Genomic DNA, 25,218 nt, shown 5'->3' on the forward strand with positions numbered 1-25,218 from the left:
GATAAGGAATGATTATTAAGGCAATTCTAAGGCATGTTTCCCGCGGCGGGCCATGCGTAGAACCTCGCAGTGCTCAGCTTTCCGCCGAAGCGCCAGCCGCGACCGTCGATATCTGCCCGCGAATGGTTTCCATCAGTTCGCGGCTGTCCCGATCGGTCCGGGATGCGAGGATCTTCCGTTCATACTCACGGCATGTTTCGCCAAGCGCTGCTTGTCCGAAATAACCGGCGACCCCGGCTATCTGGTGCAACAGGCTGGCTACCTCCTTCTTCCGATCTTCGGTAATTTCGTTTTCGCCAAGCGCTGAAGCCAGCGCATCGAGCGCAGCGGTCTTTCGTTCATCGAACATAATGCGCAAACGTGGATCGGTTTCCTCTTCGATCGCATTTTCTTCGCTGCGCGGCTCGATTACCACACGCGACGACCAGTGCGCGATTGCGGCGCACAGGTCTTTTAGGCGCAGCGGCTTGGCGAGGTGCGCCTGCATTCCGGCCGCCTTGCAACGCTGGATGTCGTCGGCATAGGCATTGGCCGTGACCGCGATAATAGGTAGAGTGTGGCCATCGAAACCCGCCGCGCGGATCGCCCTGGTTGCTTCCAGCCCGTCCATCTCGGGCATTTGCATATCCATCAGGACCAGATCGTAGGGGCTCCCGTTGCGCTTGGCGTTGAGCACGGCCTCGACCGCCTCGCGGCCATCCTGTGCAAGTTCGCATTCGTGTCCGGACTTGTCGACCATCGCCATGGTCAGTTCCTGGTTCACCGGATTGTCCTCGGCCACCAGCACACGCAGCGTCACGTCATGCCCGCAATCGCCGGACGGCGCTTCCGCAGCCTGCTGCGCCACCTGCGCAGCGCTGGCTTCGAGCGGGATCGACAGGATGAAGGCAGAACCCACGCCCGGCTCGCTCTCGGCGCGCAAGTCACCGCCCATGAGTTCGGCGAGTTCCGCACTGATCGGCAGACCAAGGCCGGTTCCGCCGAAGCGTCTCGCCGTCGTATCGTCGGCCTGAGTGAATTTCTCGAAGATGCTTTCGAGCCGGTCGGCAGCGATGCCGATGCCCGTATCGCGCACCGTAACCTCGATATTGTCTCCCGGCTCGGACGCGCGCCTGGCCACCGATGCCGCGATCGTTACTTCGCCTTCCATCGTGAATTTCAGCGCATTGCCGACAAGGTTCAGCACGATCTGGCGGAAGCGCATCTTGTCGACGAGAACCATTGGCGGAAGCGCCGGATCGATGTCGAGTTTCAGTTTCAGGTCCTGCGATTGCGCGACCGGTTCCATCAATCTCTGGCAGCTTCTCAGCGTATGCCGCAGATCGGTCGGCTCGCTGACGATGGCCATCTGCTTGGCCTCGATCTTGGCGAAATCCAGAAGGTCGTTCAGCAGGCGGAGCATGGCGTTGCCCGAATCAGCGATTATTTGGAGGCGCCGCTTCTGGGCCGGTTCCTTTTCCTCGCTCAGCGCCAGCTCGGTGAATCCGATCACACCGTTCATCGGGGTGCGGATTTCATGGCTCATATTGGCCAGAAAGCTGGTCTTGGCCTTGTCGGCCGCCCGGGCTTCTTCCAGCGTCTCGGTAAGGCGTTCGCGCATCAGGGTCTCGGGCGTACGGTCGATCATCACGCCGAACAGGGCGCTGGCTTCGCCTCCTTCGCAAGTGTCGACCCGGCCGATCACCTCGACATGCCTGGTCTGGCCATCGGCGGTCAGGATACGCGCCTTGAACCTGCACGATTCGCCGCTCGCGATTGCCTGGTCGAGTGTATCCTCGACCCGCAGACGATCTTCCGGGTGGTAGAATTCGAACGCCCGGTCGAGCGGCGGTGCTTCCTCGGGCGCCAGTCCGTGCAGCCGGAACACTTCGTCCGACCAACGAATATCCTCATTGACCAGGTCGAAGTGCCAGTGGCCGATATGTGCGGTTGCCTCGGCCATCTCGAGCATGCGGTTGCGCTCTGCCAGTTCGGCGGTCGCTTCCTCGACCTTGCGCACGACATCGCTTTCCCGGCGCAGGAATATCGTGAGCAGCAGCCCCAGCAGGATCGTGATCAGGATGCCGCTTCCCAGCACTAAGGCCGGCGCGCTCGACGAATTGCGCTGTTCGAAGGGCGTCAGGCTGCTCCAGCGCAGTGAAATCGGCTGGCCTGCCAGTTCGACCGTCCGCGTCACGACAAATCTCGCCGCCGCATTCTTCGCAGTGGTCGAAAACAGCAGAGCGTCGGCGGCAGGCTCGTCGCCGTGGAAAACCTCGAGCGCGAATTGATCGCCCTGTCCGGGCGTCAGCGCCGAGACCAGCTCTTCCGCCACGACCGGGGCGTAGACCCACTTGCCGGTCGGTTCGCCGGCGCGGTCGAAAACGGGCCGCATCAGGAGGAAGCCCGCGCCCTGCTTTGCGTCCTGCACCAGCACGATCGGGCGCGTGAGCACCGGTTCCTCGGATGTCCTCGATAGCGCGATCGCGTCGCGGCGCCCTTCCTCGAATGCAAGGTCGAGGCCGAGAGCGGCGAGGTTGCTTTCCAGCGGCTCGATCCGGTTGATGACATAATGCTCGTCGCGCATCACTTCGGGATGGATTTCGAAGCGATCGCCGAACTCGCGAATGAAATTGTCGCGGAAGGCGGGCAGGTCGTCTGCGGACACAAATTCGAACGTGCCGAAGCCGCGCATGCCCGGATAGGCGCGGGTCATGTCGAGCTGGGCGACATATTCGCGCCACTCGGCCGGGGACACGCTTTCATTGACGGCGACGAACGCTGCGCCGGCTTCTAGCGCACGCTGGTATATCTGAAGGCGGTACCGCAGCGCATTGTCGGTCTCATCGGCGATCGCCACGAAATTGGCTTCGGCCTGCCCGTATTCCCGCTCCGAGATGAACTGCCATGCGTAGAATGTCAGCAGCAGTGTCGTCACCAGGCTGATCGCCACCAGCGAGCTTGCGCCTTGCAGCGAGCGGTCGTGCCACCGCACTTCGACCGGCGAGCGATGCGACAGCAGGAGGATCGGGATGATCAGCAGCACGCCGAAGAAATCGCCGATATACCAGGTACGCCAGTTCTCCAGCACCATGTCGGGACCGATCGCGCCGGCCGCAAAAAGCATACCCGTCCCGATCGTGGGGGCGATGAGACAGGGCAGGACGATCACCAGCAAGACCGCCATGCCCATCCGGCGCATGCGCGAAAGCTCGATACTATCGGAGAAGCGCTGGGCCAGGCGCAGACCCACTAGTGCCTGGATGCTTGCAGCGACGGCGACCACCGCGGCGATGGCAATGATCGGCACGGCACTGTCGAAATTGGCCCGGTCGAACCCGTTCATGACGTTGAGTGCGAAGGACCCCAGCCAGATGCCGGGCCAGATAACCGGGCCGCGCAGCAGCAGGGCACACAGCGCGACGCCTGATGCGGGCCAGATGATCGTCGCATAGCCCGGCGGCACCGCCAGTGAGAGGCCGATATAGCCCGCGACGAAATAGCAGATCGCCAGCAAGCCGATGTCACGCAGATTTCGTGGCTGGAGAACCTTGCCAAGGTTCGCAGAACCCCCGGCCTTGTGACGTTGCGACATATTGTACCTGTTGAAACGATGGGGGGCGGCGCTGCATCCGCATGGGTGACGCAAGGTTAATAACCTCGAAACCAACGTCTAGCGCACATTGCGGAGCAACCCGCATCGCCCACCTAAAAGTCGCTATGGAAGCAATGGCTTAGATCCGGGGCGAAGTAGGTTGGCGATATCGCCAATCGCCACCGCTCGATCACCCGCTCGGCCATGTTGCGGCCGCGCATCGCACACCGGCCCGGCTTATCGTCTCGAACAGGCAGGATCCTGTTCGGCCGTACGGCGAAGACGACGAAAAATGGTCGGGGAGAGAGGTTCCCGACCTTTTTTCAACCGCTCCTGACAAAGCGCAGAAAACAGCCATTTCCACGCTTCCGGGCGAAGCGTGCGGCACAATCTGTGGCCCAATTTGTGGCACAAAGCGAGCAGCAGATTCGGGGAGGGAGTTCGGCCGATTAGTAGCCTTGTATTAAAGGCCTAAATTGGCAGCTTTCGCCCTTATCTCCGCCATCCAGACTGCGGGAACCAATGCCCGAAAGCCGTCCTTGATTCGAACTGAGAAAGTAGCCCGTTCTTGGCGCGGTGGTGCCCTCGTTCTAGGGGCGAAGGCACTCATGATGGATCAAAACTCTGGCACCCACCGTCAAGGCCCGGCTGGGCGGGTCCCGCTAGGTTCATCTCGTCACCAAACAAAGGAGGCGATGATGCCATTCAAGACTTTCGATTTCCTCGATGCGTTTTTCGGGTCACTTTTGGGCGTGCTGTTCGTGCTGGGCACTCTGTCCATCGTGGCGGAGGTTCGGGCCTCACCCGAAGCGGCCACCGCGCTTGTCGGCCCCGCCTTTGCGGTTCCTGCGCTCGCAAATGCCGCGCAGGAGAACGCACCCGCCTGAGCGCGAGACGAAATCGTTGCAATCATCCTAGCGCGACAGGTCAAGAAGTTGTCGCGCAGAAGCAAGAGCGCAGGCCCTTGCTGCCGCTATTCGCTCAGCCGAACGAGACAGAAGGAGCGAGCCATGCAGACCGTATCGACGTCCAATAAACCCATTCTGGTGCTCGGCGGGACCGGCAATAGCGGGCGCCGCATCGTGGAGCGGCTGCGCAGTCGCGGGCTTTCGGTGCGCGTCGGATCGCGGTCGGCGAACCCGCCCTTCGACTGGGCACGCGAAGACACCTGGGACGATGCGCTGACAGGCGTTTCGAGCATCTACATCTCCTACGCGCCCGACCTTGCAATCCCGGGGGCGAAAGACGCGATCGCGGCGCTGGTCTGGCGCGCGAAACTGCACGGGGTGAAGCGGCTGGTGCTGCTTTCGGGCCGCGGGGAGGCAGAGGCGCAGGCGTGCGAGAAAATCGTGCAGGACAGCGGTCTCGAATGGACCATCGTGCGCGCCAGCTGGTTCGCGCAGAACTTCTCCGAAGGCGCTTTTGCAGACATGGTCGCCAGTGGCACGATCGCGCTACCGGGCGGCGAGACCCCCGAACCCTTCGTTGACCTCGACGATGTAGCGGACGTTGCGCTCGCTGCCTTAGTCAAGGGAGGCCATGCTGGCGAGGTCTACGAAGTCACCGGCCCGCGCCTGATGACCTTCCGCGAGGTCGCCCGCGACCTTGCGCACGCGATCGGGCGACCCATCGATTATGTGGACGTGCCGCACGACGCATTCATCGGCCAGCTCGCCGATTCCGGTGCCCCCGAAGAGATCGTGTGGCTGCTCGGCTATCTGTTCTCGACCGTGCTCGACGGGCGCAACGCGAGCCTCGCCGATGGAGTAGAACGCGCGCTTGGTCGCCCACCGCGCGATTTCGCGCACTATGCACGAAACGCCGCACGCGCCGGGGCTTGGGAAATCGCGGCATGAGTTATCACTGGAGCCTCTATCTGTGCGTCTTCCTCGCGCTGTGGGCGATGCTCACAGGCGGGGTGTTCAAGGCGTTCTCCGAATTCGTCATGCGCGGCCTCGCGCAGGCCGAGCCGGTCAGCGGGATCGCAGCGATGCAGGGAATCAACCGCACTGTGCTGCGGACCGAGTTCGTGTTCGCGATCCTTGCGCTCGGCGCGATTACGCCGGGCTTCGCGCTCTATGCGTACTTCGCCCTCGACGGCACGGCTGCCGTGCTGATCGTCGCGGCGGCGGCAGTCTACCTGCCGAGCGCGCTTTTCATGACGGTTCTGGGCAACGTGCCGATGAACAATCGGCTCGATCGGGTCGACCCCGCAAGTGCCGAGGCCGCGGAGTACTGGGCGCATTACGTAAGCCGCTGGACCGCCCTCAACCATTTCCGCATGCTCGGTTGCATCGTGACCGGCACGCTTTATGCACTCGCCGCGCTCGAACTCGGCGCGGCCACAGGGAGGGTTGGATGAAACGCTATGGGCTTCTGATCTTGGGAACGCTTGCGGTCTGTGTGGCGTGGGCGGCGCTCGTCTTCGCGACCTTGAGCGAGGGCTGGCTGCGCAGTCCACTTGTTGAAGGCGACGACCCGCAGGCCTTCGTTGCCGCGGCGAAGGCCAGTGCGATGGCGGATAATCGCGGCAATCTGGCCTTCGTGATGCTCGAAGATGGCCGCGAGGTCGGCAGCTTCGCTCTGTCGCAGGGCGATCCGGTCGACGGCGATACGCTGTTTCAGGTCGCATCGCTCGGCAAGTGGCTCACTGCATGGGGCGTCATGGCGCTGGTGGAGGACGGCCGGATCGATCTCGACGCGCCGGTGTCCACCTATCTCTCGCGCTGGCAACTGCCCGACAGCGAATTCGATGCCGATGGCGTCACTATGCGCCGCCTGCTCAGCCATACGGCGGGGCTCGACGATGGCCTCGGCTATGATGGCTTCGCGGCGAAGGAGGATCGCCAGACGCTGGAAGACTCGCTCACCCGCGCGCGCGACGCCTCGCCGGGCAAGAGCGGCACCGTGCGGCTGGGAAGCGAGCCCGGTTCGCAGTGGCAGTATTCGGGTGGCGGCTACACGCTGCTACAGCTGGTGATCGAGGAGGTTTCGGGCGAACCTTTCGCGCAATATATGGATCGCGCGGTTTTCGACCCGCTGGGTATGGAGCGCACCACCTTCGATCACGAGCGCGCGCTTGAGCTGGGCCTTGCGCAGAACTTCCGGCCCGACGGGCCGGTCGAGCCCTTCCGCTGGTATACCGCGCTGGCCGCGACCTCGCTGTTCACGACCGCGGACGATCTCGCGCGGTTTCTCGCCGTGCAGGGGCCGGATGGCGAGCAGCCCGTGCTGTCACACGACACGCTCGACCTCATCGCCACGTCACACGCCTCGCAGCTCGGCGCCGATATCTGGGGCCTCGGCGCGATGCTCTATGCGCCCAACGCCAGCGGCAGCTTCGTGATCGGTCACGACGGGCAGAACGGCCCGGCGATCAACACCGCCGCACGGATCGACCCCGCGACGGGCGACGGCATCGTGATCCTCTCGACAGGGCACGGCTCGCTTGCGACCGAACTGGCCGGGGAGTGGGTCTTCTGGAAGACCGGCAATGTCGACAATCTCGATTTCGCCGCCGGGATGGAGACTGCGCTGTTCTGGTTCGCTCTGGGGCTCGCGGTGATCCTGCTGCTGGCGATGATCATCGGCTTGCGCCTGCGTCGGCGTTCCCGCCGGATGAGCGAGCTCTGATGGTCAGGCGCGCAGGCGCTGACCCGCCAGCGTTGCCTGCCCCAGGACGCCCGCGGGCATGCGGGACGAGGTTTCCCGATACTTGCGCGGTGTCGTACCCGACCAGCGCCTGAAGGCCCGCGTGAACGAACTCTGCTCGGCAAACCCGGTCAGGAACGCTACTTCGACGAGCGACTGGCGCCCTTCCGCCACCAGCCGCAAGGCAACCTCGCGCCGCGCCTCGTCGACCAGCGACTGGTAGCTGTGGCCAAGGTCGGACAGGCGACGCTGTAGGGTGCGGCTGCCGATGCCCAGATGGCGGGCCACATCCTCGAGCCTGGGCACGCCTTCGCTCAGGGTATCGGCGACATAGACCAAGACGTCCCGGTCGAGATGGTCTTCCTCGGTCCCGGCGATACTCTCTTCCAGATGCCCCCGCAGGAACTCCCAGATGTGCCTGTCGCCCACACGGTTGGGCCGGTCGAGATCCTCGCTGCGCAGCACGATCGCGTCGATTTCCGCCCCGAAGGTGACCGGACAGCGGAACAGCGCCTCGAGCGGGGCGAGCGAGCCGACCGGCTGGTGCATGAATTGGACCCGCGCGGGCGTCAGATCCTCTCCATTCGCGTCGCGCCACAGCGTCAGGAAGGTGCCCAGCCCCGCCTCGTGCGACAGGCGCGCGCCGTCGCTGTCCGCACCGCGCGAATTGGTCCACCACCATTCCGATCCGAAATCGGACAGGGCGAAGACCGAATAGCGGTTGAACAGCCGCACATAGCGATCGAGCCGCGTCAGCGCACCGCGCAGGTCGGGCGCGGACCGCATGGTCAGGCCCAGCGTCCCGAAATCCTCGCACCGCATCGAAGCCGATGTACGCATGTGGATGCCGATATCGGGGCGTTCGGGCTCGGCCAGCGCCCCGAACAGCGCATGGTGCTGCGACACGTCGACCGTGCTGGCAGGATCGGCCAGCGCCTCACGCGTGATCCCCACGCGCGCCAACGCCCGATCCGCCACCTGCGGGTCTGCCTGCGCGACCGCCTTGGCCGAGAATAGCGACGATATTTCCACCCGTGCCCCCGGAAATTCTGCGCAGCGACCCGTAAAACACCCTGCCTTCCTGTAGCGCATCGCGCCGCGTTTGGCACCTGGCGTCAATCAAACGGCATCCGCGGGCAAGAACGCTCGGACCCTCGCAACCTATTCAGGTGACCGACCGCCGGTGTGGCGAGCGCCCCATCGGCGCCGACCTGCCGGGTCCAATTCTTGAGAAGGAGCCTATGATGACGTGCGATACGATCACCCGACAGCGCCTGGCCGCGGCCGCGCTCGCTTCGGTAGCGACGATAGCTCTGGCCGTGGCATCCGCTGTGCCGGCCACCGCACAGCCTCGCGCCGTCAGCGCGACCCAGCCGCCGGTCGACGATGGCCTGCCGATGCCCGGCTTCGATATCGAACCGGGAAGGACCGCGCTCGTCATCACCGATCCGCAGAACGATTTTCTCTCGCCCGACGGCGTCACCTGGGGTGTGGTCGGCGAGAGCATCATCGCTAACCGTACGGTCGAGAATATCGAGAATCTGTTCCTTGCCGCCGACCGCCACGGTATGCCGATCTTCATCTCGCCGCACTATTATTTCGAACACGATCATCGCTGGCAGTTCGAGGGCACCCTGGAAACGCTGATGCACGGTATCGGCATGTTCGATCGCCCGCATGCGCTTACCCTCGAAGGGTTCGCAGGGTCGGGCGCGGACTGGCTGGAGCGTTACAAGCCGATCATCGAGAATGGCCGCACCGTCGTGACCAGCCCGCACAAGGTATACGGGCCCGACAGCAACGACCTCGTCCTGCAACTGCGCAAGGCGGGCATCTCCAAGGTGATCCTGGGCGGCATGTCGTCGAACCTGTGCACCGAATCGCACATGCGCGCGCTGATCGAGGCGGGCTTCGAAGTGATGGTCGTGACCGACGCGACCGCTGGCGCGATCACCGAGCATTACGATGGCTATGCCGCCTCGCTCGTCAATTTCCGCATGATTGCGAGCAAGGTCGACAACACCGCCAGCACCCTGCGCGCGATCGCCACCGCATACGAGTAGCGCGCCGCGCTTCACCGGAAACCGGCCCGGGCTTCCTGCCCCAGCCCGCACCCGGCCCGGCCCGGCGGCAGCCGATTGCACCGCTCACCGACCCCCTGCAGCGCGGTCGCCTGCCGTCACCCCCGTCCCACCGACAGTCTAGAAGGAGACCATCAATGACCAAGAACCTGCGTCCCAATTCGATCCTCGTCGCGGTGCTGCTGGCCGTCGCGCCAGCCGCGCCCGCGCTCGCCGACGACGAATACAATGTCAGCAAGGGCTATGGCAGCCGACCACCCGTCCGCTGGTGGAGGGCGTTCACCATCGCTCCCCGATAGCCTCCCCTGCTTTGGCGAAGAACACAGCCCCAGCGAGGCGAGCCGACTCCTGCATAGCGCCTAGCTCAGGGTGCAGGGCTTCATGAGCGCTGTCACAGCGGGTGCCCGACATAGCTTTAAGAGGCCAGCGGCAGTAGTTCTTCGCAAACCTGCCCACAAACCTGCCCCACGAACCTGCCCTACAAGGGCAGTGCTGGACCCGCTAAGGCAATGATTTTAAATGAACAAAAAGATTTGGTCGGGGAGAGAGGATTCGAACCTCCGGCCCCTGCCTCCCGAAGACAGTGCTCTACCAGGCTGAGCTACTCCCCGACCGGATCGGCCCGCGACTTCGTGAAGCGGCGGGTGCGAAGCAAGGCGCGCCCTATAGGTGGGGATTGCGGCACACGCAAGCGGGCAATTCGGGCAAATTGTGCCTAGGAGGATTTTCCGCAGCAAAACGAGCCTTCCGTGTCCGAATCGCATCCCGAACAGCAGTATCTCGATCTCATGCGCCGCATATGGTCGAAGGGTGACCAACGCATGGACCGGACCGGCGTGGGCACGCGGTCGGTCTTCGGCGCGATGCTGCGGTTCGACCTTGCCGATGGAGCCATGCCGCTGGTGACGACCAAGCGGGTCTACTGGAAGACCGCGACGCGCGAATTGCTGTGGTTCCTAACCGGCAACACCAATATCCGCCCGCTCGTGCTGCAGGGGGTCAAGATCTGGAACGAATGGCCGCATGCGCGCTATGTCGCGGAGACGGGCGAGCAGGTCTCGCTGGAGGAATTCGTCCAGCGGATCGCCGACGACGAGGCCTTCGCCGCCCGCTGGGGCGACCTCGGCCCGGTCTATGGCAAGCAATGGGTCGACTGGCCGACCTATGAAGTGCAGAGCGATGGCAGCTACCGGCCGGGACCGGGTATCAACCAGATTGCTGAGGTGGTCAGATCGCTGCGCAGCAATCCGGGCAGCCGGCGGCATATCATCGAGGGCTGGAACGTCGCCGAGCTCGACGCGATGGCGCTGCCGCCGTGTCACAAGACCTACCAGTTCCATGTCGGGGGCGAGGGGACGAAGCTCAACTGCCTGCTCTACCAGCGCAGCTGTGATGTCGCACTGGGCCTGCCGTTCAACCTTTGGTCGGCGGCGCTGCTGACCCGGATGATCGCGCAGCAAGTCGGCCTTGAACCGGGCGAGCTGGTCTGGACGGGCGGCGACACGCATCTCTACCTCAACCACGAAGCGCTGATCGACGAGCAGCTGTCGCGGGAACCGCAGGGCCGCCCGCGCCTTGAGATAGTGCGGCGTCCGCCCTCCATTTTCGATTACACGATCGAGGATTTCGTGGTTCACGACTATACGCCGCACGGGCCGATCAAGGCGCCCGTCGCGGTGTGATCCGGCCATCCCTTGACCGTTTCCCATCTGTGAAATAAAATAACGCTTAAGCGTAAGATTGCGTCTGGGAGACGATTCTATGGCCGACAGGCCCCAGGGTAGTGCAGCGGAAGGCGAAAACCGCCCGACACTCTCGCTGCATGTTCCCGAACCCAAGTTCCGGCCAGGCGACACGGTCGATTTCTCGCATATCGACGTGCCCGAGGCGGGCAGCATGGCGCGGCCCGACGAGGCGTGCGACCCTGCGGAGATGCGCGACCTTGCCTATGGCCTGGTCCGCGTGCTGGGCGATGACGACAAGGCGCACGGGCCGTGGGATCCCAAGCTCGATCCCGATACGCTGCGCGCTATGCTCGGCCACATGGCGATGACGCGGGCGTTCGACGAGCGCATGTTCCGCGGACAGCGGCAGGGCAAGACCAGCTTCTACATGAAGTGCACCGGGGAGGAGGCGACCAGCGTCTCGGCCTCGATGGCGCTGGCGGGGGACGACATGGTCTTCCCCAGCTATCGCCAGCAGGGCATCCTGATCCAGCGCGGCTACCCGCTGATCGAGATGATCAACCAGATCTACTCGAACAAGGGCGACAAGCTGAAGGGCCGCCAGCTGCCAATCATGTATTCGAGCCGCGAGCACAGCTTCTTCACCATCAGCGGCAATCTCGCGACGCAGACCCCGCAGGCGGTGGGCTGGGCGATGGCCAGCGCGATGAAGGGCGACAGCCGGATCGCTGCGACCTGGGTGGGCGAGGGCAGCACTGCGGAAGGCGACTTCCATTCGGCCTGCACCTTCGCGACGGTGTATAATGCACCGGTTATCCTCAATGTTATCAACAACCAGTGGGCGATCTCCAGCTTCAGCGGTTTTGCCGGGGCGGAGCGCACCACTTTTGCTGCGCGCGCATTGGGCTACGGCCTTGCGGGTCTGCGGGTGGACGGCAATGACGCGCTGGCCTGCTATGCCGCCGAGCGTTGGGCGGCGAACCGCGCGCGGGCCAACGCCGGGCCGACGCTGATCGAGTTCTTTACCTACCGCGCCGAAGGGCATTCCACCTCGGACGATCCCAGCGGCTACCGCAGCGCGCAGGAGCGCAGCGAATGGCCGCTCGGCGATCCGGTGATGCGGCTCAAGAACCACCTCATCGCGCTCGGTGAATGGGACGAGGAGCGGCAGGAGAAGATGGACCTCGAGGCGGCCGAGCACGTCAAGAAGGTGACCAAGGAAGCCGAGGCCAACGGTATCCTCGGCCACGGTCTCCACCACCCGTTCCGCACCATGTTCGAAGACGTCTTCGAGGAACTGCCGTGGCACCTGCGTGAGCAGGCCGACCAGGCGGTGCACGAGCGCAAGACCAAGTTTCCCGAAGGACTGCCCGAGGCATGAGCGAGACCCAAACAACGGACATGCCCGCAGGCACGCAGGACGGTGAACGCCGCCTCAACATGATCGAGGCGATCAACGATGCGCTCGACGTGTCGATGGGCCGCGACGACGATGTCGTGGTGATGGGCGAGGACGTCGGCTATTTCGGCGGCGTCTTCCGCTGCACCGCGGGGCTTCAGGACAAATACGGCAAGACGCGCGTCTTCGACACGCCGATCAATGAATGCGGGATCATCGCGGTGGCGGTGGGCATGGGCGCCTATGGCCTGCGTCCGGTGCCCGAGATCCAGTTCGCCGATTACATCTACCCCGGGCTCGACCAGCTGATCTCCGAGGCGGCGCGCCTGCGTTACCGCTCGGCGGGCGAATATGTCGCACCGATGACCGTCCGATCGCCCTTCGGCGGGGGCATCTTTGGCGGCCAGACGCACAGCCAGAGCCCCGAGGCGATCTTTACGCATGTCTCGGGCCTCAAGACGGTTATCCCGGCCACGCCCTATGACGCCAAGGGGCTGTTGATTTCGTGCATCGAGGACAACGACCCGGTCATCTTCTTCGAGCCCAAGCGCATCTACAACGGTCCGTTCTCGGGCTATTACGACAAGCCCGTGCAGCCGTGGAAGAAGTTCGACGCCAGCGTGGTGCCCGAAGGCTATTACAAGATCCCGCTGGGCAAGGCGCGGCAGGTCACCGAAGGCGACCGGCTGACCGTCCTCGCCTATGGCACGATGGTCCATGTGGTCGAGGCGGTGTGCCGCGAGAAGGGCGTCGAAGCCGACATCCTCGACCTGCGTACGCTGGTCCCGCTCGACATCGAAGCGATCGAAGCCTCGATCGAACGCACCGGTCGCTGCCTGATCGTACACGAAGCGACCCGCACGAGCGGTTTCGGCGCGGAGCTTTCCGCGCTGGTGACCGAACGCTGCTTCTATCATCTCGAAGCCCCGGTCGAGCGCGTGACCGGCTTCGACACACCCTATCCCCACAGCCTCGAATGGGCCTATTTCCCCGGCCCGATCCGCATCGGCGAGGCCATCGACAAGATCCTCAAGGACTGATCCCCATGGCGAAATTTACCTTCAACATGCCCGATATCGGCGAAGGCATCGCCGAGGCCGAGATTGTGCAATGGCACAAGCAGGTTGGCGATCAGATCAGCGAAGACGAAGAATTCGTCGACATGATGACCGACAAGGCCACCGTGCCGATGGAAAGCCCCGTGAACGGCAAGATCCTCGAGATCGCCGGCGGGGAGGGCGATATGGTATCGATCGGCTCGATGCTCGTCGTCATCGAGGTAGAAGGCGAAATGCCTGAGGATGTCGTCGAGGAAGCCACGCCCGCGTCGGCACCCGCGCCGAAGGACGAGGCGGTCGAGGAACGGATCGAGGTCGAGAACTCGGATGCGTCCGATGCCGACGATGCGCTTGCGGCCGATCCGCAGCCTGAGCCGCTTCCTGCGCCCACGCCCACGTCGGCGCCCGAGCCGGTCCAGCACGCCAAGATTCTCGCCACGCCCGCAGTGCGCAAGCGCGCCAAGGACCTCGGCGTCGACCTCGCACAGGTGAAGCCAGCCGAGGACGGCCGCGTCCGGCACGGCGATCTCGACCAGTTCCTATCCTACAACGCTGGCTATGGCGCTGCCGCCGCGCCCCGTGCGGATGAGGAGAAGAAGGTCATCGGGATGCGCCGCCGCATCGCCGAGAACATGGCCGCATCGAAGCGCAACATTCCGCATTTCTCCTATGTCGAGGAATGCGACGTGACCGATCTGGAAGTGCTGCGCGCGCAGCTCAACAGCAACCGCGGCGACAAGCCCAAGCTGACGATCCTGCCGTTGCTGATCACTGCGATCTGCAAGACGCTGCCCGACTTCCCGATGATCAATGCCCGTTACGACGACGAAGCCGGCGTCGTGACGCGCCACGGCGCGGTGAACCTGGGCATGGCGGCGCAGACCGATGCCGGCCTCATGGTCCCCGTCATCCGAAATGCGCAGGCGCAGAACCTGTGGCAGCTTGCCAACGAGATATCGCGCCTTGCCGAGGCGGCACGCAGCGGCACTGCGAAATCGGAAGAAATGCAGGGCGGGACGCTGACGGTGACGTCGCTGGGTCCGCTCGGCGGGGTGGCGACCACGCCGGTAATCAACCGTCCGGAGGTGGCCATCATCGGGCCCAACCGCATCATCGAACGCCCGATGTATGTCACTGGCAGCGATGGCGTCGAGCGGATCGAGAAGCGCAAGCTGATGAATATCTCGATCAGCTGCGACCACCGCGTGGTCGATGGCTGGGACGCGGCGAGTTTCGTCCAGGCGCTCAAGCGCCTTCTCGAAACGCCGGCCTTGATCCTGATCGACTGACGGCCCTTTCCGGGGTCATTTGCAGCATCGACTTAAAGGGGGCTCCCGGACGATCGGTCCGGGGGCCCTTTTCATTGCGATGGTGCGGTAAAAACGCGCGGAATTCGGCGGTTTTGCGGTAAATAGAGAGGCGGAATGCCGCCTGGGAAAAAAGTTCGAAAAAAGGGACGAATCTTCGTTGACAGGAATCGGACCCGCCCGTAGATGCGCGGCTCCCAAGTGGCTGCGCGGGTGTAGCTCAGTTGGTTAGAGTGTCGGCCTGTCACGCCGAAGGTCGCGGGTTCGAGTCCCGTCACTCGCGCCACTTGGGAATTTCCTTACAACTCGATGTCCATCAGCTTGCCGCGCCCTTGCGGGTTTGCGCCAGCCGGCGCAGGTTTTCCTCATGCGCGTTCCGGTCGATGCGATAGCGCGCGATGCACAGCAGCGCGGCGAGGTAGACCGCGAGGATCGCGGGGGCGTAGAGCGCACCGAGATTCCACAGCGTGTCCGCCGCGACGCTGCCCGGCTGGGCTCCTTCGGGGAAGTTCACGAAGGACAGGATGAGCCCGGCGGCGAGCACGCCCAGACCCTGTGTGGTCTTTCGCGTGAAGGTCACCGCAGCATAATAGACCCCTTCGGATCGCCGACCGGTGCGCAGTTCGTTGGATTCGACCAGATCGGCGATCATGGAAAAGGACACCACCTGGACCGCGATAATTAGCGCCAGGTCGATCACATTCACGCCCAGCACCAGCGGGAACAGCAGCGGATCGCCGTTTTCTGGCATCAGCCCGGCCAGCCGGAGCAGCACGGGCATGGGCTGGATCGTGAAGGCCAGCACCCCGAGCAGGATCGTCGCGCGCTTCTTGCCCAGCCTGCGCGTCGCCCAAGGGGCGAGCACGAAGCCCAGCAACGCGGAGATGAACACCGAGCAGGTCCAGATGAAGATCTGGTATTCGCTGAAGCCCCAGAAGTAGTTGAGCATCAGGAAGGCCAGTGCGGCGGACAGCCCACTGGCGATGGCAAACAGCATGGTCGCCAGGAACAGCGCGATGAAGCTCTTCTCGCTCAGCGTCTGCAGCATCTCGCGGAAGATGCGGCCGACGCTGTAGCGCTCGCCCGTCTCGACTGGCTGGTGGAGATAGGGAATGCGGCTGTGCGTCCCCAGCGCCGACATCATGATTGTCGCAAAGATCAGCAGAGAGGCGATGATGCCATAGGTAGCGTAGGCATCCGGATCGCGCATGCCGAGCGGACCGGTCAGCAGCACGCCGAACATCACGACGCTCATCCCGGTTCCCGCCGACCAGCCGAACAGCAGGCGATAGGCCTGCAGGCTCGTACGATCGGCATAATCGGTGGTCAGTTCGGGTATCAGCGCCGAGCTGGGTGTTTCGTAGAAGGTGATGAAGGTTCGGATCAGCACCGCGAGGACGGTCAGATAGACGAACAACCCGGTCTGCCCCCAGTCGGGCGGGTTCCACAGCAGGAAATAGCTCAGTGCGACGGGCAGCGCGGCCGCATACATGAAGGGGTGCCGCCGCCCCCAGCGGCTGCGAAAATTGTCCGACCAATAGCCCACCAGCGGATCGCTGATCGCGTCGACCACCAGCGCAATCAGGATCGCGAGGCCGACCAGACCGGGTTCGAGCCCGATGACCGTGCCGTAGAACAGCAACAGGAAATAATCGAAGCCGCCGTTCTTGATCCCGAACGCCGCGGCGCCCGATCCATGTGCCAGCTTCAGCCACACCGGGGCTTTCCCGGTCGCGCCTTCAGTTTGGGTCAATGCCCTCTCCCTATCCCGCAGCGAGGCTAGGGCAGGGCAGGCGCCTTGGCAATCAGCCCCAGCGGCCGGTTTCCATCCAGATCAGGAAGCGGCGCAGCGGCAGCAGCCACACGATGCCGAGGACGACATAGACAAGCGTCTGCAGCAACGTCGGCCATTCGCCGATCAGGCCCGGGGCATAGCGCGCGATCACCACGCCATAGACCACCAGTGCGACCATCAGGCCGAAAATGCCGACCGGGAGGCGCCAGCTGGGTTCTTTCCTCATGCGAAGGGTCCGTAAATACGGGTCGGGGTGACCACTGCCGATAGCGGAATATCGTGCGCTTCGCTGGGCAGATCGTCAACCAGCTGGCTGTCCCAGGCGAGCCCGATCGCAATCGTCCCGGGGTGATCGGCAAGCCAGCGGTCGTAATGTCCGCCGCCCTGGCCCAGTCGCGCACCCGAGGCGGTAAATCCGACCAGCGGGACGATCAGCACGCCCGGTTCGAGCGTGTCGGTATCGCCGGCGGGCTGCATCACGCCGAACGGGCCGGATTCGAGATCGCTCTCGGCGAAGGGATCGGTGAAGCGCGCGAATTCCATCGCGCTGTGCGTATCGGCGAAGCGCGGCAAGGCGAGATCGTGGCCCTGCTCGACAAAATACCGCGCATAGGCGGCCGTCGGGGCTTCGTTGGCGGTCGCACGGTATAGCCCGATCACCGCACCGTCCGGCACTAGTTCGAGCAGCGGCGCGGGCGGGCGCATGAACACCAGCGTGCGCATGCTGGCAGGCAGGGCCGCGACATGGTCGCGCCGCGCGGTGCGCAATTGCCTGCGGAGATCATCCTTTGTCACGGGGCAAATCCTTATCGGGGAGAAGGCAGGGCGTCCATCGCGCCGCACGCCGGCGCGTGCCGGACACGCAGCCCCGGACACGGGACGGGCAGACGGAAAGGGAAGAGTGACGGGACCACCATGGGTCGTTTCCGGCGAAATCCTCTGACGCCTAAAACGTCAGGTGGGTACCGTATGCCCCAATCCCACGGCCGAACCGGTGGACCAGGGCAGGGACAGCTCCCTTGGATTGCTTATAGCCTCAGGGATGTTCATGCGGCTCGTGCCGGGCAGCCCCGTCACCGCACTATCTAGGCGTTATGCGACCCGTCCTCAAGGGTGGACGCCGCTTTCTCGAGCGCGGAGGCCAGCCGTTCGAGCCGTCCGGCCAGCCCGTCCACGTCGATTTCGGGCTCTGCGGGCGGGGCGGTTGCGCGCTGGCCGGCTTCCTCCAGCTCGTCGGCCAGAAGGAGCGCAGCGAACAGCAGGTTCTTCGCCTCGTTGGTCGACAGATTGGTGCCCATCGATCCCAGCTTGCCATCCACCACGCGCGCCAGCCGCTGGACGTTTTCTTCCTGCCCATCGGCACAGGATACGGTGTAATTGCGGCCGCCCACGGCAAGCGTCACGTCGCTCATCGCTCCAGCCCTTCGATCAACCCGTCGAGTTCGGCGAGGCTGGCTGTGACGCTGCGGCGCAGGGCTTCGTGCCGGGCGGCCAGGCCGCTGTCGTCCGGATCTGCCGCATCGCCGAGGCCGGTTGGAGGCGCGGCATGCGAAGCCAGCGCGGCTTGCGTTTCGATGCGCGCCATCGCGCGATCGATCCGATCGAGGGCATTTGTAATTCGCTGCGAAGTCATGACTCGCGCAAATTACCAAGATTGCTGCGCCAAGGCAAAGGTTTGCCCCGCGCTGTTGATAAGTGGAATGAGGCGGCTGCGCGCTGTGCATCGCGGCCGGGGCGGGTTGACCTCGCGCCTACGCTCCGCGAAGGCTTCGCGCGCGTCGAATCGACCCAGTTTCCGGAGAATAAATCCCATGAGTCTTGCCACCGCTCGCATGGTCCAGATGGCCAACGCCATCAGGGCACTTTCGATGGATGCGGTGCAGGCGGCGAATTCGGGGCACCCCGGCATGCCGATGGGCATGGCCGATGTCGCGACCGTGCTGTGGAGCGACTATCTCAAGCACGATCCCGCCGCACCCGACTGGGCGGATCGCGACCGCTTCGTGCTCAGCGCGGGTCATGGCTCGATGCTGATCTACAGCCTGCTCCACCTGTCGGGCTATGCCGCGCCGACGATGGAGGACATCCGCAATTTCCGCCAGCTCGGCAGCCCTTGCGCCGGACATCCGGAGAACTTCCTGCTCGAGGGCGTCGAAAGCACCACCGGCCCGCTGGGACAGGGTCTGGCGATGGCGGTGGGCATGGCGATTGCCGAGCGGCACCTCAACGCGGGCTTCGGCGACGACATCGTCGACCACCGCACCTGGGTGATCGCGGGTGACGGCTGCCTGATGGAAGGCATCAACCACGAAGCGATCGGTCTTGCCGGTCATCTCAAGCTCGGCCGCATGAACGTGCTGTGGGACGACAACAACATCACCATCGACGGGACCACCGACCTGTCGACCAGCGAAGACATCAAAGCGCGCTACGAAGCGACCGGCTGGCATGTCGTCAGCTGCGACGGGCACGATTTCGACGATATCCGCCGCGCGCTCGATGAAGCGGTGGCCGACGAACGGCCCTCGCTGGTCGCGTGCAAGACGGTCATCGGCAAGGGTTCGCCCAACAAGCAGGGCACCAGTGCCACCCACGGCGCACCACTGGGCGATGATGAAATCGCCGCAGTGCGCGAGGCGCTGGGCTGGGAGGCGGCGCCGTTCGAAATTCCCGAACAGGTGCTGTCCGACTGGCGCGGGACGGCCGAGCGTGGTTCGGCGGCGCGCGCCGAATGGCGCAACCGGCTCGAGGCGCATGGCGACAAGGCCGAATTCGAACGCCGGATGGCGGGCGATCTTCCCGAGAGTTTCAGCCTGGACACTTATATCCAGTCGCTGATCGACGAACCGCAGAAGGTCGCGACGCGCAAGGCGAGCGAGATGACGCTGGGCGAAATCAACGCCAACCTGCCCGATACGATCGGCGGCAGCGCCGACCTGACCGGGTCCAACAACACCAAGGCGGGCGGTATCGGTCCGTTCACCGCCGACGACCGCAGCGGACGCTATATCTATTACGGCATCCGCGAATTCGGCATGGCTGCGGCGATGAACGGCATGGCGCTGCATGGCGGGGTGATCCCCTATGGCGGCACCTTCCTGGTGTTCACCGACTATTGCCGCGCCGCGATCCGCCTGTCCGCGCTGCAGCAGGCCCGCGTGGTCTATGTCATGACGCATGACAGCATCGGGCTGGGCGAAGACGGTCCGACGCACCAGCCGGTCGAACACATCCAGTCGCTGCGGATGATCCCGAACCTGCTGGTCATGCGCCCCGCGGACACGGTCGAAACCGCCGAATGCTGGGACATCGCGCTGCGCGAGAAGGACCGCCCGACGGTTCTTGCGCTGACCCGCCAGGGGCTGCCGCAGCTGCGCACCGAGGCGGCTGCAGAGAACCTCAGCGGGCGCGGGGCCTATCGTCTCAAGGCTGCCGAATCGCCGCGCCGGGTCATCCTGATCGCGACCGGATCGGAAGTCAGCCTGGCGACCGAATGCGCCGCCGAACTGGAAAAGGCGGGCATCGGCGCGGACGTCGTGTCGATGGTCTGCACCCAGCTGTTCGACGAGCAGGACGATGCCTACAGGACCGAGCTGCTGCCCGACGTCTCGCCTGACGAAACGCTTCGCGTCAGCATCGAGGCGGGGACGACATTCGGCTGGGATCGCTACACGATGACCAATGGTCTGCGGATCGGCATCGACCGCTTCGGTGTCAGCGCGCCGGCGGGCGATCTGTTCGAGAAATTCGGCTTCACTGCGGACGCCATCGTTCCGCAAATCATGAACAAACTGAACGGTTAAGCAGGAGTTTTTGCAATGGCGACGAAGGTTGCAATCAACGGTTTTGGACGTATCGGCCGCCTCGTGGCGCGTGCCATTCTCGAGCGTGACGATCACGATCTCGAACTCGTCAGCATCAACGACCTGGCCGACACCAAGTCGAATGCGCTGCTGTTCCAGTATGACAGCACGCATGGCCGTTTCCCCGGCACGGTCGAGGTCGGCGACAAGGCGATCATCGTCAACGGCAAGTCGATCGCGGTCACCAGCGAGCGCGATCCGGGCGACCTGCCGCATGGCGACCAGGGCGTCGACATCGTCCTCGAATGCACCGGCTTCTTCCAGAGCCACGAGCAGGCCGAACCGCATCTCAAGGCAGGCGCCAAGCGGGTGCTGATCTCGGCCCCGGCCAAGAACGTTTCGGCCACGATCGTCTACGGCGTGAACCACGAAACGCTCAGCGCCGAGGACGTGATCGTCTCGAACGCCAGCTGCACCACCAACTGCCTCTCGCCGATGGCCAAGGTGCTGCACGACACTGTCGGCATCGAGCGCGGGTTCATGACCACGATCCACAGCTACACCAACGACCAGCGCATGCTCGACCAGATGCATGGCGACATGCGCCGGGCCCGCGGCGGCGCGCAGAACATGATCCCGACGACCACCGGCGCGGCGCGCGCGGTCGGCCTCGTCCTGCCCGAACTGGCGGGCAAGCTCGACGGTTCGAGCGTGCGTGTGCCGACGCCGAACGTCAGCCTCGTCGACCTCGTCTTCACCCCCGGCCGCGACACCAGCGCCGAGGAACTGAACGCGGCGCTCAAGGAAGCCGCCGAAGGCAAGATGAAGGGCGTGCTCGACTATACCGACCAGCCGCTCGTCAGCAGCGATTTCAACCACTACCCCGCCAGCTCGACCATCGACAGCCTCGAAACCAGCGTGATGGAAGGCAAGCTTGCCCGCGTCGTCAGCTGGTACGACAATGAATGGGGTTTCTCGAACCGCATGATCGACACCGCCGGTGTGATGGCAAAGTTCCTCTAACGCCAAGTTCCGCCAAAGGACGCCCGACCAATGAGCAGCTTCAAGACCCTGGACGATCTCGGTGATATCACCGGCAAGGTCGCGCTGGTACGCGTCGATCTCAACCTGCCGATGAAGGATGGTTCGGCCACCGATGTTTCGCGCGTCGAGGCGGTCAAGCCGACCATCCTCGAACTCGCCGAAAAGGGTGCCAAGGTCCTGTTGCTCGCGCATTACGGGCGTCCCAAGGGCCAGCGCTTCTCGACCATGAGCACCAGCTTCGTGCAGGGCGATGTCGAGAAGGTGCTGGATAAGGAGATCATGTTCATCCCCGAGGTGATGGGGCCCGTCGTCGAACAGTCGATCGGCATCCTCGGCAATGGCGATATCGGCCTGCTCGACAATGTCCGCTTCTGGCCTGGCGAGGAAGCCAACGATCCCGAATTCGCGCGGGGCATGGCCGCGCATGGCGACTTCTACGTCAACGATGCGTTCAGCGCGGCGCACCGCGCGCATGCGACCACCGAGGGCTTGGCGCATCACCTCCCGGCCTATGCGGGCCGCGCGATGGAAGCCGAACTGAAGGCGCTCGACGCCGCGCTGGGTAATCCCGAAGCGCCGGTGGCCGCGGTCGTCGGCGGGGCCAAGGTCTCGACCAAGCTCGACGTGCTGACCAATCTGGTCGGCAAGGTGCAGCACCTGATCATCGGCGGCGGGATGGCCAACACCTTCCTCGCCGCGAAGGGTGTCGATGTAGGCAAGTCGCTCTGCGAACACGAGCTGACCGACACCGCCAATCGTATCATCGACGAAGCGGCGCATGCGGGCTGCACGGTTCACCTGCCCTATGATGTCGTGGTGGCGAAGGAATTTGCCGCCAACCCCGCGTCTTTGCGTACCTGCAATGTCCACGAAGTCGCGGATGACGAGATGATCCTCGACGTCGGCCCGCTGGCGACCGAGGCGCTGGCCGACGTGCTCAAGACCTGCCGTACGCTGGTGTGGAACGGCCCGATGGGCGCATTCGAGACCGAACCTTTCGACACCGCCACCGTCGCGCTGGCGCGGACCGCCGCGGCGCTGACGCAGGACGGTTCGCTGATCTCGGTCGCGGGCGGGGGCGATACGGTCGCCGCACTCGCGCATGCCGGGGTGAAGGACGAGTTTACCTTTGTCTCGACCGCGGGCGGCGCCTTCCTCGAATGGATGGAAGGCAAGCCGCTTCCCGGCGTGGCGGCGCTGACCGCATGAGCGAGAACGAAGCAGTAGGCGCGAGCGGCGGGCTCGTACCCGTCACCGAGGGCGAGTGGGCCGGCTGGTCGACCTGGCAGAGCGATGCTTTCGAGCAGCGCGCAGGCCCGTTCTACGAACGGCGCGATGACGACGGCAGCATGGTCGCCGCCTTTCGCGCGGAGGAGCGCCACATGAACGGCGCGGGCTTCATGCACGGCGGCTGCATGATGACTTTCGCCGACAGCGCGATCTTCACCATCGCGACCGACGAACTCGCCGGATCGCATGGCGTCACCATGCATCTCGCGGGCGATTTCCTCGATCCGGCCAGCGTCGGCCAGCTGATCGAGGCGCGCGGCGAAGTCGTGCGCGCGGGTGGCAAGACGATCTATGTCGTCGGCATGATCCGTGCCGACGGCAAGCCGGTGCTGAGCTTCAACGGCATTATCCGGAAGATCACCAGGAGATAGAACCGTGCGTATTTTCTGCCTGCTCGCTGTGCTTCTGCTGCCCTCGGCAACCTTGGCGCAAACTAGCGATCCGGCGGATGAGTTCGCACTCTTCGATCAATCGGCCAGCGCCTGCTGTGGCATTCGGGCTGGAACGAGCAAAAGGGCTCCGCGCTTTACCTCAAGGTGCCCGGCAAGCGGCTGACGCTGATTGTGCTCGCCAATACCGAGGCGGTCTGGTGGGACAATTCGCTGGTCAAGGCCGAAGTCGCCGAAAGCCCGCTCGCGCGGCGCTTCCTCGAGGAATTCGCTCGCTAGCGGTATTCAGGATTGGGCGCGGCGAAGCAGCGGCCTTCCTGCCACAGGTCGACCGAATTGCCCCATGCGGGAATTCCGCCCGCATCCTTCAGCATGCGTGACATGTGCATCAGGTTCCACGTCATGAAGGTGGTGTTGCGGCGGGTGAAGTCATTGTCGAAGCCTTCGTAGCCCTGGCCGTCTTCCCTGGCGTCGCCATAGCTTGGACCAGGGCCGGCTTCGCCGACCCAGCCGGCGTCGGCCTGCGGCGGGATGGTGTAGCCCACATGCTGCAGTGAATAGAGCACGCCCATACCGACATGCTTGATGCCGTCTTCATTGCCGGTGACGATGCAGCCGCCGACCTTGCCGTAGAACACGTACTGGCCCTTGTCGTTGGTCTGGCCCGAATGCGCGTAGAGGCGCTCGATCAGTCGCTGGCAGACCGAGCTTTTCTCCCCCAGCCAGATCGGCGTGCCGACGATCAGGATGTCGGCGGCCTCGACCTCTTTCCAGATCGCGGGCCAGTCGTCGCGCTCGGCGCCCTGTTCGGTCATGTCGGGATAGACGCCCGGCGCGATCGTGTGATCGACCAGCCGCACCTGTTCGAGCGTCACCTCGTTGCGCACGAGGATCGCCTCGGCAACGCTCAGCAACTTGTCGGTATGCGAACCGCCGGGGCTGGGCTTGAGCGTGCAATTGATGGTCAACGCCTTGAGGTCCGAAAAGTCGGTGGTGTTGTCGTCGCACAGTTTGCGCTGGGTATCGTCGAGCATGCGTCCTCCTTGGGTCTGGTGAAACTACGCATGGGCGGCGCGATAGTTACCGCGCGGCATCCGCGGCTTGCCTTGCTTTACGCGAAGCCCGCCACCGCGGCCGTCCTGTGTTCCCGCAAGGCTGCGGATTTTGTTGCCCCCGCAGTTGCAGGGGTTGGGGGCCTTTTGTATGCGCCGCATACGAATGCAGTACCACTACCAGCGACGGGGTTTTCCAGATGACGTTCGATGAAATGAAGGCGCGTATTGCCGAGGGCCAGGGCTTTATCGCGGCGCTCGACCAGTCGGGCGGTTCGACCCCCAAGGCACTGGCCGGTTACGGTGTTGCCGAAGATGCCTGGACCACCGAAGACGAGATGTTCGGCCTGATCCACGAAATGCGCCAGCGGATCATCGAAAGCCCCTGCTTCGGCAATGGCAAGGTCATCGGCGCGATCCTGTTCGAAAAGACCATGGAAGGCGCCAGCGGCGGCAAGAGCGTGCCCGCGCGGCTCAAGGAACGCGGCATCGTGCCCTTCCTCAAGGTCGACAAGGGCCTGGCCGAGGAACGCGACGGCGCGCAGCTGATGAAGCCCAATCCGGGCCTGGAAGACATGTGCAACCGCGCGCGTGAGCTGGGCGTGTTCGGGACGAAGATGCGATCGGTGATCAAGTCGGCCAATCCGGTCGGGATCAAGGAAGCCGTCCGCCAGCAATTCGCCGAAGGTGCGCGCATCCTGTCCTGCGGCCTCGTCCCCATGCTCGAGCCGGAATACGACATCACCGCCGCCGACCGCGCCGAGGGCGAGAAGATCATGCTCGAAGCGATCGAGGAAGGCCTCGTCGCGCTGCCCGAAGGCCAGCAGATCATGCTCAAGCTGTCGATCCCCAAGGAAGCCGGGATCTATGGGGGTCTGACCAACCATCCCAAGGTGCTGCGCGTGGTCGCGCTCTCGGGCGGCTATTCGACCGAGGAGGCCTGCAGCGAGCTGGCCAAGAACCCCGGCATGATCGCCAGCTTCAGCCGCGGCCTGCTGCAGGATCTGCGCGCCACGCAGAGCGACGAGGAATTCGACGGCACGCTGTCGGGCGCGATCGACCAGATCCACGCCGCCAGTGTTGCCTGAAC

Annotated in this window: 24 protein-coding genes and 2 tRNA genes; 17 read left to right on the forward strand and 9 right to left on the reverse strand. The window is 64.3% G+C overall.

Annotated features, from left to right (window positions below; translation table 11 throughout):
* Nucleotides 1-73: 73 nt before the first annotated feature.
* Nucleotides 74-3,574: a CHASE domain-containing protein gene (locus tag WKH79_RS02780; protein ID WP_341859538.1), complete on the reverse strand. Its 3,501-nt coding sequence runs from the start codon at nucleotides 3,572-3,574 to the stop codon at nucleotides 74-76.
* A 698-nt stretch (nucleotides 3,575-4,272) separates the two neighbouring features.
* Here WKH79_RS02780 and WKH79_RS02785 point away from each other — a divergent pair.
* From WKH79_RS02785 to WKH79_RS02800, 4 genes are all read left to right on the forward strand, one after another.
* The gene (locus tag WKH79_RS02785; protein ID WP_341859539.1) at nucleotides 4,273-4,461 is read left to right on the forward strand and encodes a hypothetical protein; all 189 of its coding nucleotides are present in this window, start codon (nucleotides 4,273-4,275) and stop codon (nucleotides 4,459-4,461) included.
* Nucleotides 4,462-4,584: 123 nt separating this feature from the next.
* The gene (locus WKH79_RS02790) at nucleotides 4,585-5,430 is read left to right on the forward strand and encodes an NAD(P)H-binding protein (RefSeq protein ID WP_341859540.1); all 846 of its coding nucleotides are present in this window, start codon (nucleotides 4,585-4,587) and stop codon (nucleotides 5,428-5,430) included.
* Nucleotides 5,427-5,936, forward strand: coding sequence for an anthrone oxygenase family protein (locus WKH79_RS02795; RefSeq protein ID WP_341859541.1), 510 nt, complete (start codon nucleotides 5,427-5,429; stop codon nucleotides 5,934-5,936). The genes WKH79_RS02790 and WKH79_RS02795 overlap by 4 nt, the downstream gene beginning before the upstream one ends.
* The gene (locus WKH79_RS02800; protein ID WP_341859542.1) at nucleotides 5,933-7,207 is read left to right on the forward strand and encodes a serine hydrolase domain-containing protein; all 1,275 of its coding nucleotides are present in this window, start codon (nucleotides 5,933-5,935) and stop codon (nucleotides 7,205-7,207) included. The genes WKH79_RS02795 and WKH79_RS02800 overlap by 4 nt, the downstream gene beginning before the upstream one ends.
* Nucleotides 7,208-7,210: 3 nt before the next feature.
* On the opposite strand, the gene WKH79_RS02805 is transcribed toward WKH79_RS02800, so the two are convergent.
* Complete coding sequence (locus WKH79_RS02805) at nucleotides 7,211-8,257, reverse strand: AraC family transcriptional regulator (protein WP_341859543.1); 1,047 nt, start codon at nucleotides 8,255-8,257, stop codon at nucleotides 7,211-7,213.
* 212 nt (nucleotides 8,258-8,469) lie between these two features.
* Here WKH79_RS02805 and WKH79_RS02810 point away from each other — a divergent pair, with 212 nt between their 5' ends.
* Nucleotides 8,470-9,288: an isochorismatase family protein gene (locus tag WKH79_RS02810; RefSeq protein ID WP_341859544.1), complete on the forward strand. Its 819-nt coding sequence runs from the start codon at nucleotides 8,470-8,472 to the stop codon at nucleotides 9,286-9,288.
* 155 nt (nucleotides 9,289-9,443) lie between these two features.
* Nucleotides 9,444-9,605, forward strand: a complete 162-nt coding sequence (locus WKH79_RS02815) for a hypothetical protein (protein WP_341859545.1) — start codon at nucleotides 9,444-9,446, stop codon at nucleotides 9,603-9,605.
* Between the two features lie 235 nt (nucleotides 9,606-9,840).
* Here the strand turns inward: WKH79_RS02815 and WKH79_RS02820 are convergent.
* Nucleotides 9,841-9,917: transfer RNA gene (locus tag WKH79_RS02820), tRNA-Pro, on the reverse strand.
* Nucleotides 9,918-10,055: 138 nt separating this feature from the next.
* Here WKH79_RS02820 and thyA point away from each other — a divergent pair.
* From thyA to WKH79_RS02845, 5 genes are all read left to right on the forward strand, one after another.
* A complete protein-coding gene (gene thyA / locus WKH79_RS02825) occupies nucleotides 10,056-10,988 on the forward strand; it encodes a thymidylate synthase (RefSeq protein ID WP_341859546.1) in 933 nt (310 codons plus the stop codon).
* A gap of 79 nt (nucleotides 10,989-11,067) precedes the next feature.
* Nucleotides 11,068-12,372, forward strand: a complete 1,305-nt coding sequence (locus WKH79_RS02830; protein WP_341859547.1) for a 3-methyl-2-oxobutanoate dehydrogenase (2-methylpropanoyl-transferring) subunit alpha — start codon at nucleotides 11,068-11,070, stop codon at nucleotides 12,370-12,372.
* Nucleotides 12,369-13,430 (forward strand): alpha-ketoacid dehydrogenase subunit beta, encoded by a 1,062-nt coding sequence (locus tag WKH79_RS02835; RefSeq protein ID WP_341859548.1) that lies wholly within the window; start codon nucleotides 12,369-12,371, stop codon nucleotides 13,428-13,430. The genes WKH79_RS02830 and WKH79_RS02835 overlap by 4 nt, the downstream gene beginning before the upstream one ends.
* Before the next feature lie 5 nt (nucleotides 13,431-13,435).
* Nucleotides 13,436-14,737, forward strand: a complete 1,302-nt coding sequence (locus WKH79_RS02840; protein WP_341859549.1) for a dihydrolipoamide acetyltransferase family protein — start codon at nucleotides 13,436-13,438, stop codon at nucleotides 14,735-14,737.
* Nucleotides 14,738-14,964: 227 nt separating this feature from the next.
* Nucleotides 14,965-15,041, forward strand: a tRNA-Asp gene (locus tag WKH79_RS02845).
* 30 nt (nucleotides 15,042-15,071) lie between these two features.
* On the opposite strand, the gene WKH79_RS02850 is transcribed toward WKH79_RS02845, so the two are convergent.
* From WKH79_RS02850 to WKH79_RS02870, 5 genes are all read right to left on the reverse strand, one after another.
* Nucleotides 15,072-16,508: an MFS transporter gene (locus WKH79_RS02850; protein WP_341859550.1), complete on the reverse strand. Its 1,437-nt coding sequence runs from the start codon at nucleotides 16,506-16,508 to the stop codon at nucleotides 15,072-15,074.
* A 52-nt stretch (nucleotides 16,509-16,560) separates the two neighbouring features.
* A complete protein-coding gene (locus WKH79_RS02855) occupies nucleotides 16,561-16,776 on the reverse strand; it encodes a DUF2842 domain-containing protein (RefSeq protein WP_050600698.1) in 216 nt (71 codons plus the stop codon).
* Nucleotides 16,773-17,345, reverse strand: a complete 573-nt coding sequence (locus tag WKH79_RS02860; protein WP_230832782.1) for a 5-formyltetrahydrofolate cyclo-ligase — start codon at nucleotides 17,343-17,345, stop codon at nucleotides 16,773-16,775. The genes WKH79_RS02855 and WKH79_RS02860 overlap by 4 nt, the downstream gene beginning before the upstream one ends.
* A 290-nt stretch (nucleotides 17,346-17,635) precedes the next feature.
* Nucleotides 17,636-17,962 carry a cell division protein ZapA gene (locus WKH79_RS02865; RefSeq protein WP_050600697.1) on the reverse strand — a complete coding sequence of 109 codons (327 nt, stop codon included), beginning with the start codon at nucleotides 17,960-17,962 and terminating at the stop codon, nucleotides 17,636-17,638.
* Nucleotides 17,959-18,183 (reverse strand): hypothetical protein, encoded by a 225-nt coding sequence (locus WKH79_RS02870; protein ID WP_050600696.1) that lies wholly within the window; start codon nucleotides 18,181-18,183, stop codon nucleotides 17,959-17,961. The genes WKH79_RS02865 and WKH79_RS02870 overlap by 4 nt, the downstream gene beginning before the upstream one ends.
* A 178-nt stretch (nucleotides 18,184-18,361) precedes the next feature.
* Between WKH79_RS02870 and tkt the strand changes: the two genes are divergently transcribed.
* From tkt to WKH79_RS02895, 5 genes are all read left to right on the forward strand, one after another.
* A complete protein-coding gene (tkt, locus tag WKH79_RS02875) occupies nucleotides 18,362-20,353 on the forward strand; it encodes a transketolase (RefSeq protein ID WP_341859551.1) in 1,992 nt (663 codons plus the stop codon).
* 15 nt (nucleotides 20,354-20,368) lie between these two features.
* Nucleotides 20,369-21,376: a type I glyceraldehyde-3-phosphate dehydrogenase gene (gene gap / locus WKH79_RS02880; protein WP_341859552.1), complete on the forward strand. Its 1,008-nt coding sequence runs from the start codon at nucleotides 20,369-20,371 to the stop codon at nucleotides 21,374-21,376.
* A 30-nt stretch (nucleotides 21,377-21,406) separates the two neighbouring features.
* The gene (locus WKH79_RS02885; RefSeq protein WP_050600693.1) at nucleotides 21,407-22,606 is read left to right on the forward strand and encodes a phosphoglycerate kinase; all 1,200 of its coding nucleotides are present in this window, start codon (nucleotides 21,407-21,409) and stop codon (nucleotides 22,604-22,606) included.
* A complete protein-coding gene (locus WKH79_RS02890) occupies nucleotides 22,603-23,058 on the forward strand; it encodes a PaaI family thioesterase (protein ID WP_050600692.1) in 456 nt (151 codons plus the stop codon). The genes WKH79_RS02885 and WKH79_RS02890 overlap by 4 nt, the downstream gene beginning before the upstream one ends.
* Nucleotides 23,059-23,223: 165 nt before the next feature.
* Entirely contained in the window at nucleotides 23,224-23,355 is a 132-nt protein-coding gene (locus WKH79_RS02895) for a hypothetical protein (RefSeq protein ID WP_341859553.1), read from the forward strand.
* Here the strand turns inward: WKH79_RS02895 and WKH79_RS02900 are convergent.
* Nucleotides 23,352-24,110 (reverse strand): flavodoxin family protein, encoded by a 759-nt coding sequence (locus tag WKH79_RS02900; protein ID WP_341859554.1) that lies wholly within the window; start codon nucleotides 24,108-24,110, stop codon nucleotides 23,352-23,354. The two genes, WKH79_RS02895 and WKH79_RS02900, sit on opposite strands and share 4 nt — an antisense overlap.
* A 218-nt stretch (nucleotides 24,111-24,328) precedes the next feature.
* Between WKH79_RS02900 and WKH79_RS02905 the strand changes: the two genes are divergently transcribed.
* A complete protein-coding gene (locus WKH79_RS02905) occupies nucleotides 24,329-25,216 on the forward strand; it encodes a fructose bisphosphate aldolase (protein WP_063512276.1) in 888 nt (295 codons plus the stop codon).
* Nucleotides 25,217-25,218 lie beyond the last annotated feature (2 nt).

It is taken from the genome of Qipengyuania sp. GPGPB31, from assembly GCF_038396345.1.
Classification (GTDB): domain Bacteria; phylum Pseudomonadota; class Alphaproteobacteria; order Sphingomonadales; family Sphingomonadaceae; genus Qipengyuania; species Qipengyuania citrea.

Bases quoted from the DNA above. Each gene is read 5' to 3' on its own strand.
- WKH79_RS02780 (WP_341859538.1), bottom strand. From the start codon at position 3,574: ATGTCGCAACGTCACAAGGCCGGGGGTTCTGCGAACCTTGGCAAGGTT.
- WKH79_RS02785 (WP_341859539.1), top strand. From the start codon at position 4,273: ATGCCATTCAAGACTTTCGATTTCCTCGATGCGTTTTTCGGGTCACTT.
- WKH79_RS02790 (WP_341859540.1), top strand. From the start codon at position 4,585: ATGCAGACCGTATCGACGTCCAATAAACCCATTCTGGTGCTCGGCGGG.
- WKH79_RS02795 (WP_341859541.1), top strand. From the start codon at position 5,427: ATGAGTTATCACTGGAGCCTCTATCTGTGCGTCTTCCTCGCGCTGTGG.
- WKH79_RS02800 (WP_341859542.1), top strand. From the start codon at position 5,933: ATGAAACGCTATGGGCTTCTGATCTTGGGAACGCTTGCGGTCTGTGTG.
- WKH79_RS02810 (WP_341859544.1), top strand. From the start codon at position 8,470: ATGACGTGCGATACGATCACCCGACAGCGCCTGGCCGCGGCCGCGCTC.
- WKH79_RS02815 (WP_341859545.1), top strand. From the start codon at position 9,444: ATGACCAAGAACCTGCGTCCCAATTCGATCCTCGTCGCGGTGCTGCTG.
- WKH79_RS02830 (WP_341859547.1), top strand. From the start codon at position 11,068: ATGGCCGACAGGCCCCAGGGTAGTGCAGCGGAAGGCGAAAACCGCCCG.
- WKH79_RS02835 (WP_341859548.1), top strand. From the start codon at position 12,369: ATGAGCGAGACCCAAACAACGGACATGCCCGCAGGCACGCAGGACGGT.
- WKH79_RS02840 (WP_341859549.1), top strand. From the start codon at position 13,436: ATGGCGAAATTTACCTTCAACATGCCCGATATCGGCGAAGGCATCGCC.
- WKH79_RS02855 (WP_050600698.1), bottom strand. From the start codon at position 16,776: ATGAGGAAAGAACCCAGCTGGCGCCTCCCGGTCGGCATTTTCGGCCTG.
- WKH79_RS02865 (WP_050600697.1), bottom strand. From the start codon at position 17,962: ATGAGCGACGTGACGCTTGCCGTGGGCGGCCGCAATTACACCGTATCC.
- WKH79_RS02870 (WP_050600696.1), bottom strand. From the start codon at position 18,183: ATGACTTCGCAGCGAATTACAAATGCCCTCGATCGGATCGATCGCGCG.
- tkt (WP_341859551.1), top strand. From the start codon at position 18,362: ATGAGTCTTGCCACCGCTCGCATGGTCCAGATGGCCAACGCCATCAGG.
- gap (WP_341859552.1), top strand. From the start codon at position 20,369: ATGGCGACGAAGGTTGCAATCAACGGTTTTGGACGTATCGGCCGCCTC.
- WKH79_RS02885 (WP_050600693.1), top strand. From the start codon at position 21,407: ATGAGCAGCTTCAAGACCCTGGACGATCTCGGTGATATCACCGGCAAG.
- WKH79_RS02890 (WP_050600692.1), top strand. From the start codon at position 22,603: ATGAGCGAGAACGAAGCAGTAGGCGCGAGCGGCGGGCTCGTACCCGTC.
- WKH79_RS02900 (WP_341859554.1), bottom strand. From the start codon at position 24,110: ATGCTCGACGATACCCAGCGCAAACTGTGCGACGACAACACCACCGAC.
- WKH79_RS02905 (WP_063512276.1), top strand. From the start codon at position 24,329: ATGACGTTCGATGAAATGAAGGCGCGTATTGCCGAGGGCCAGGGCTTT.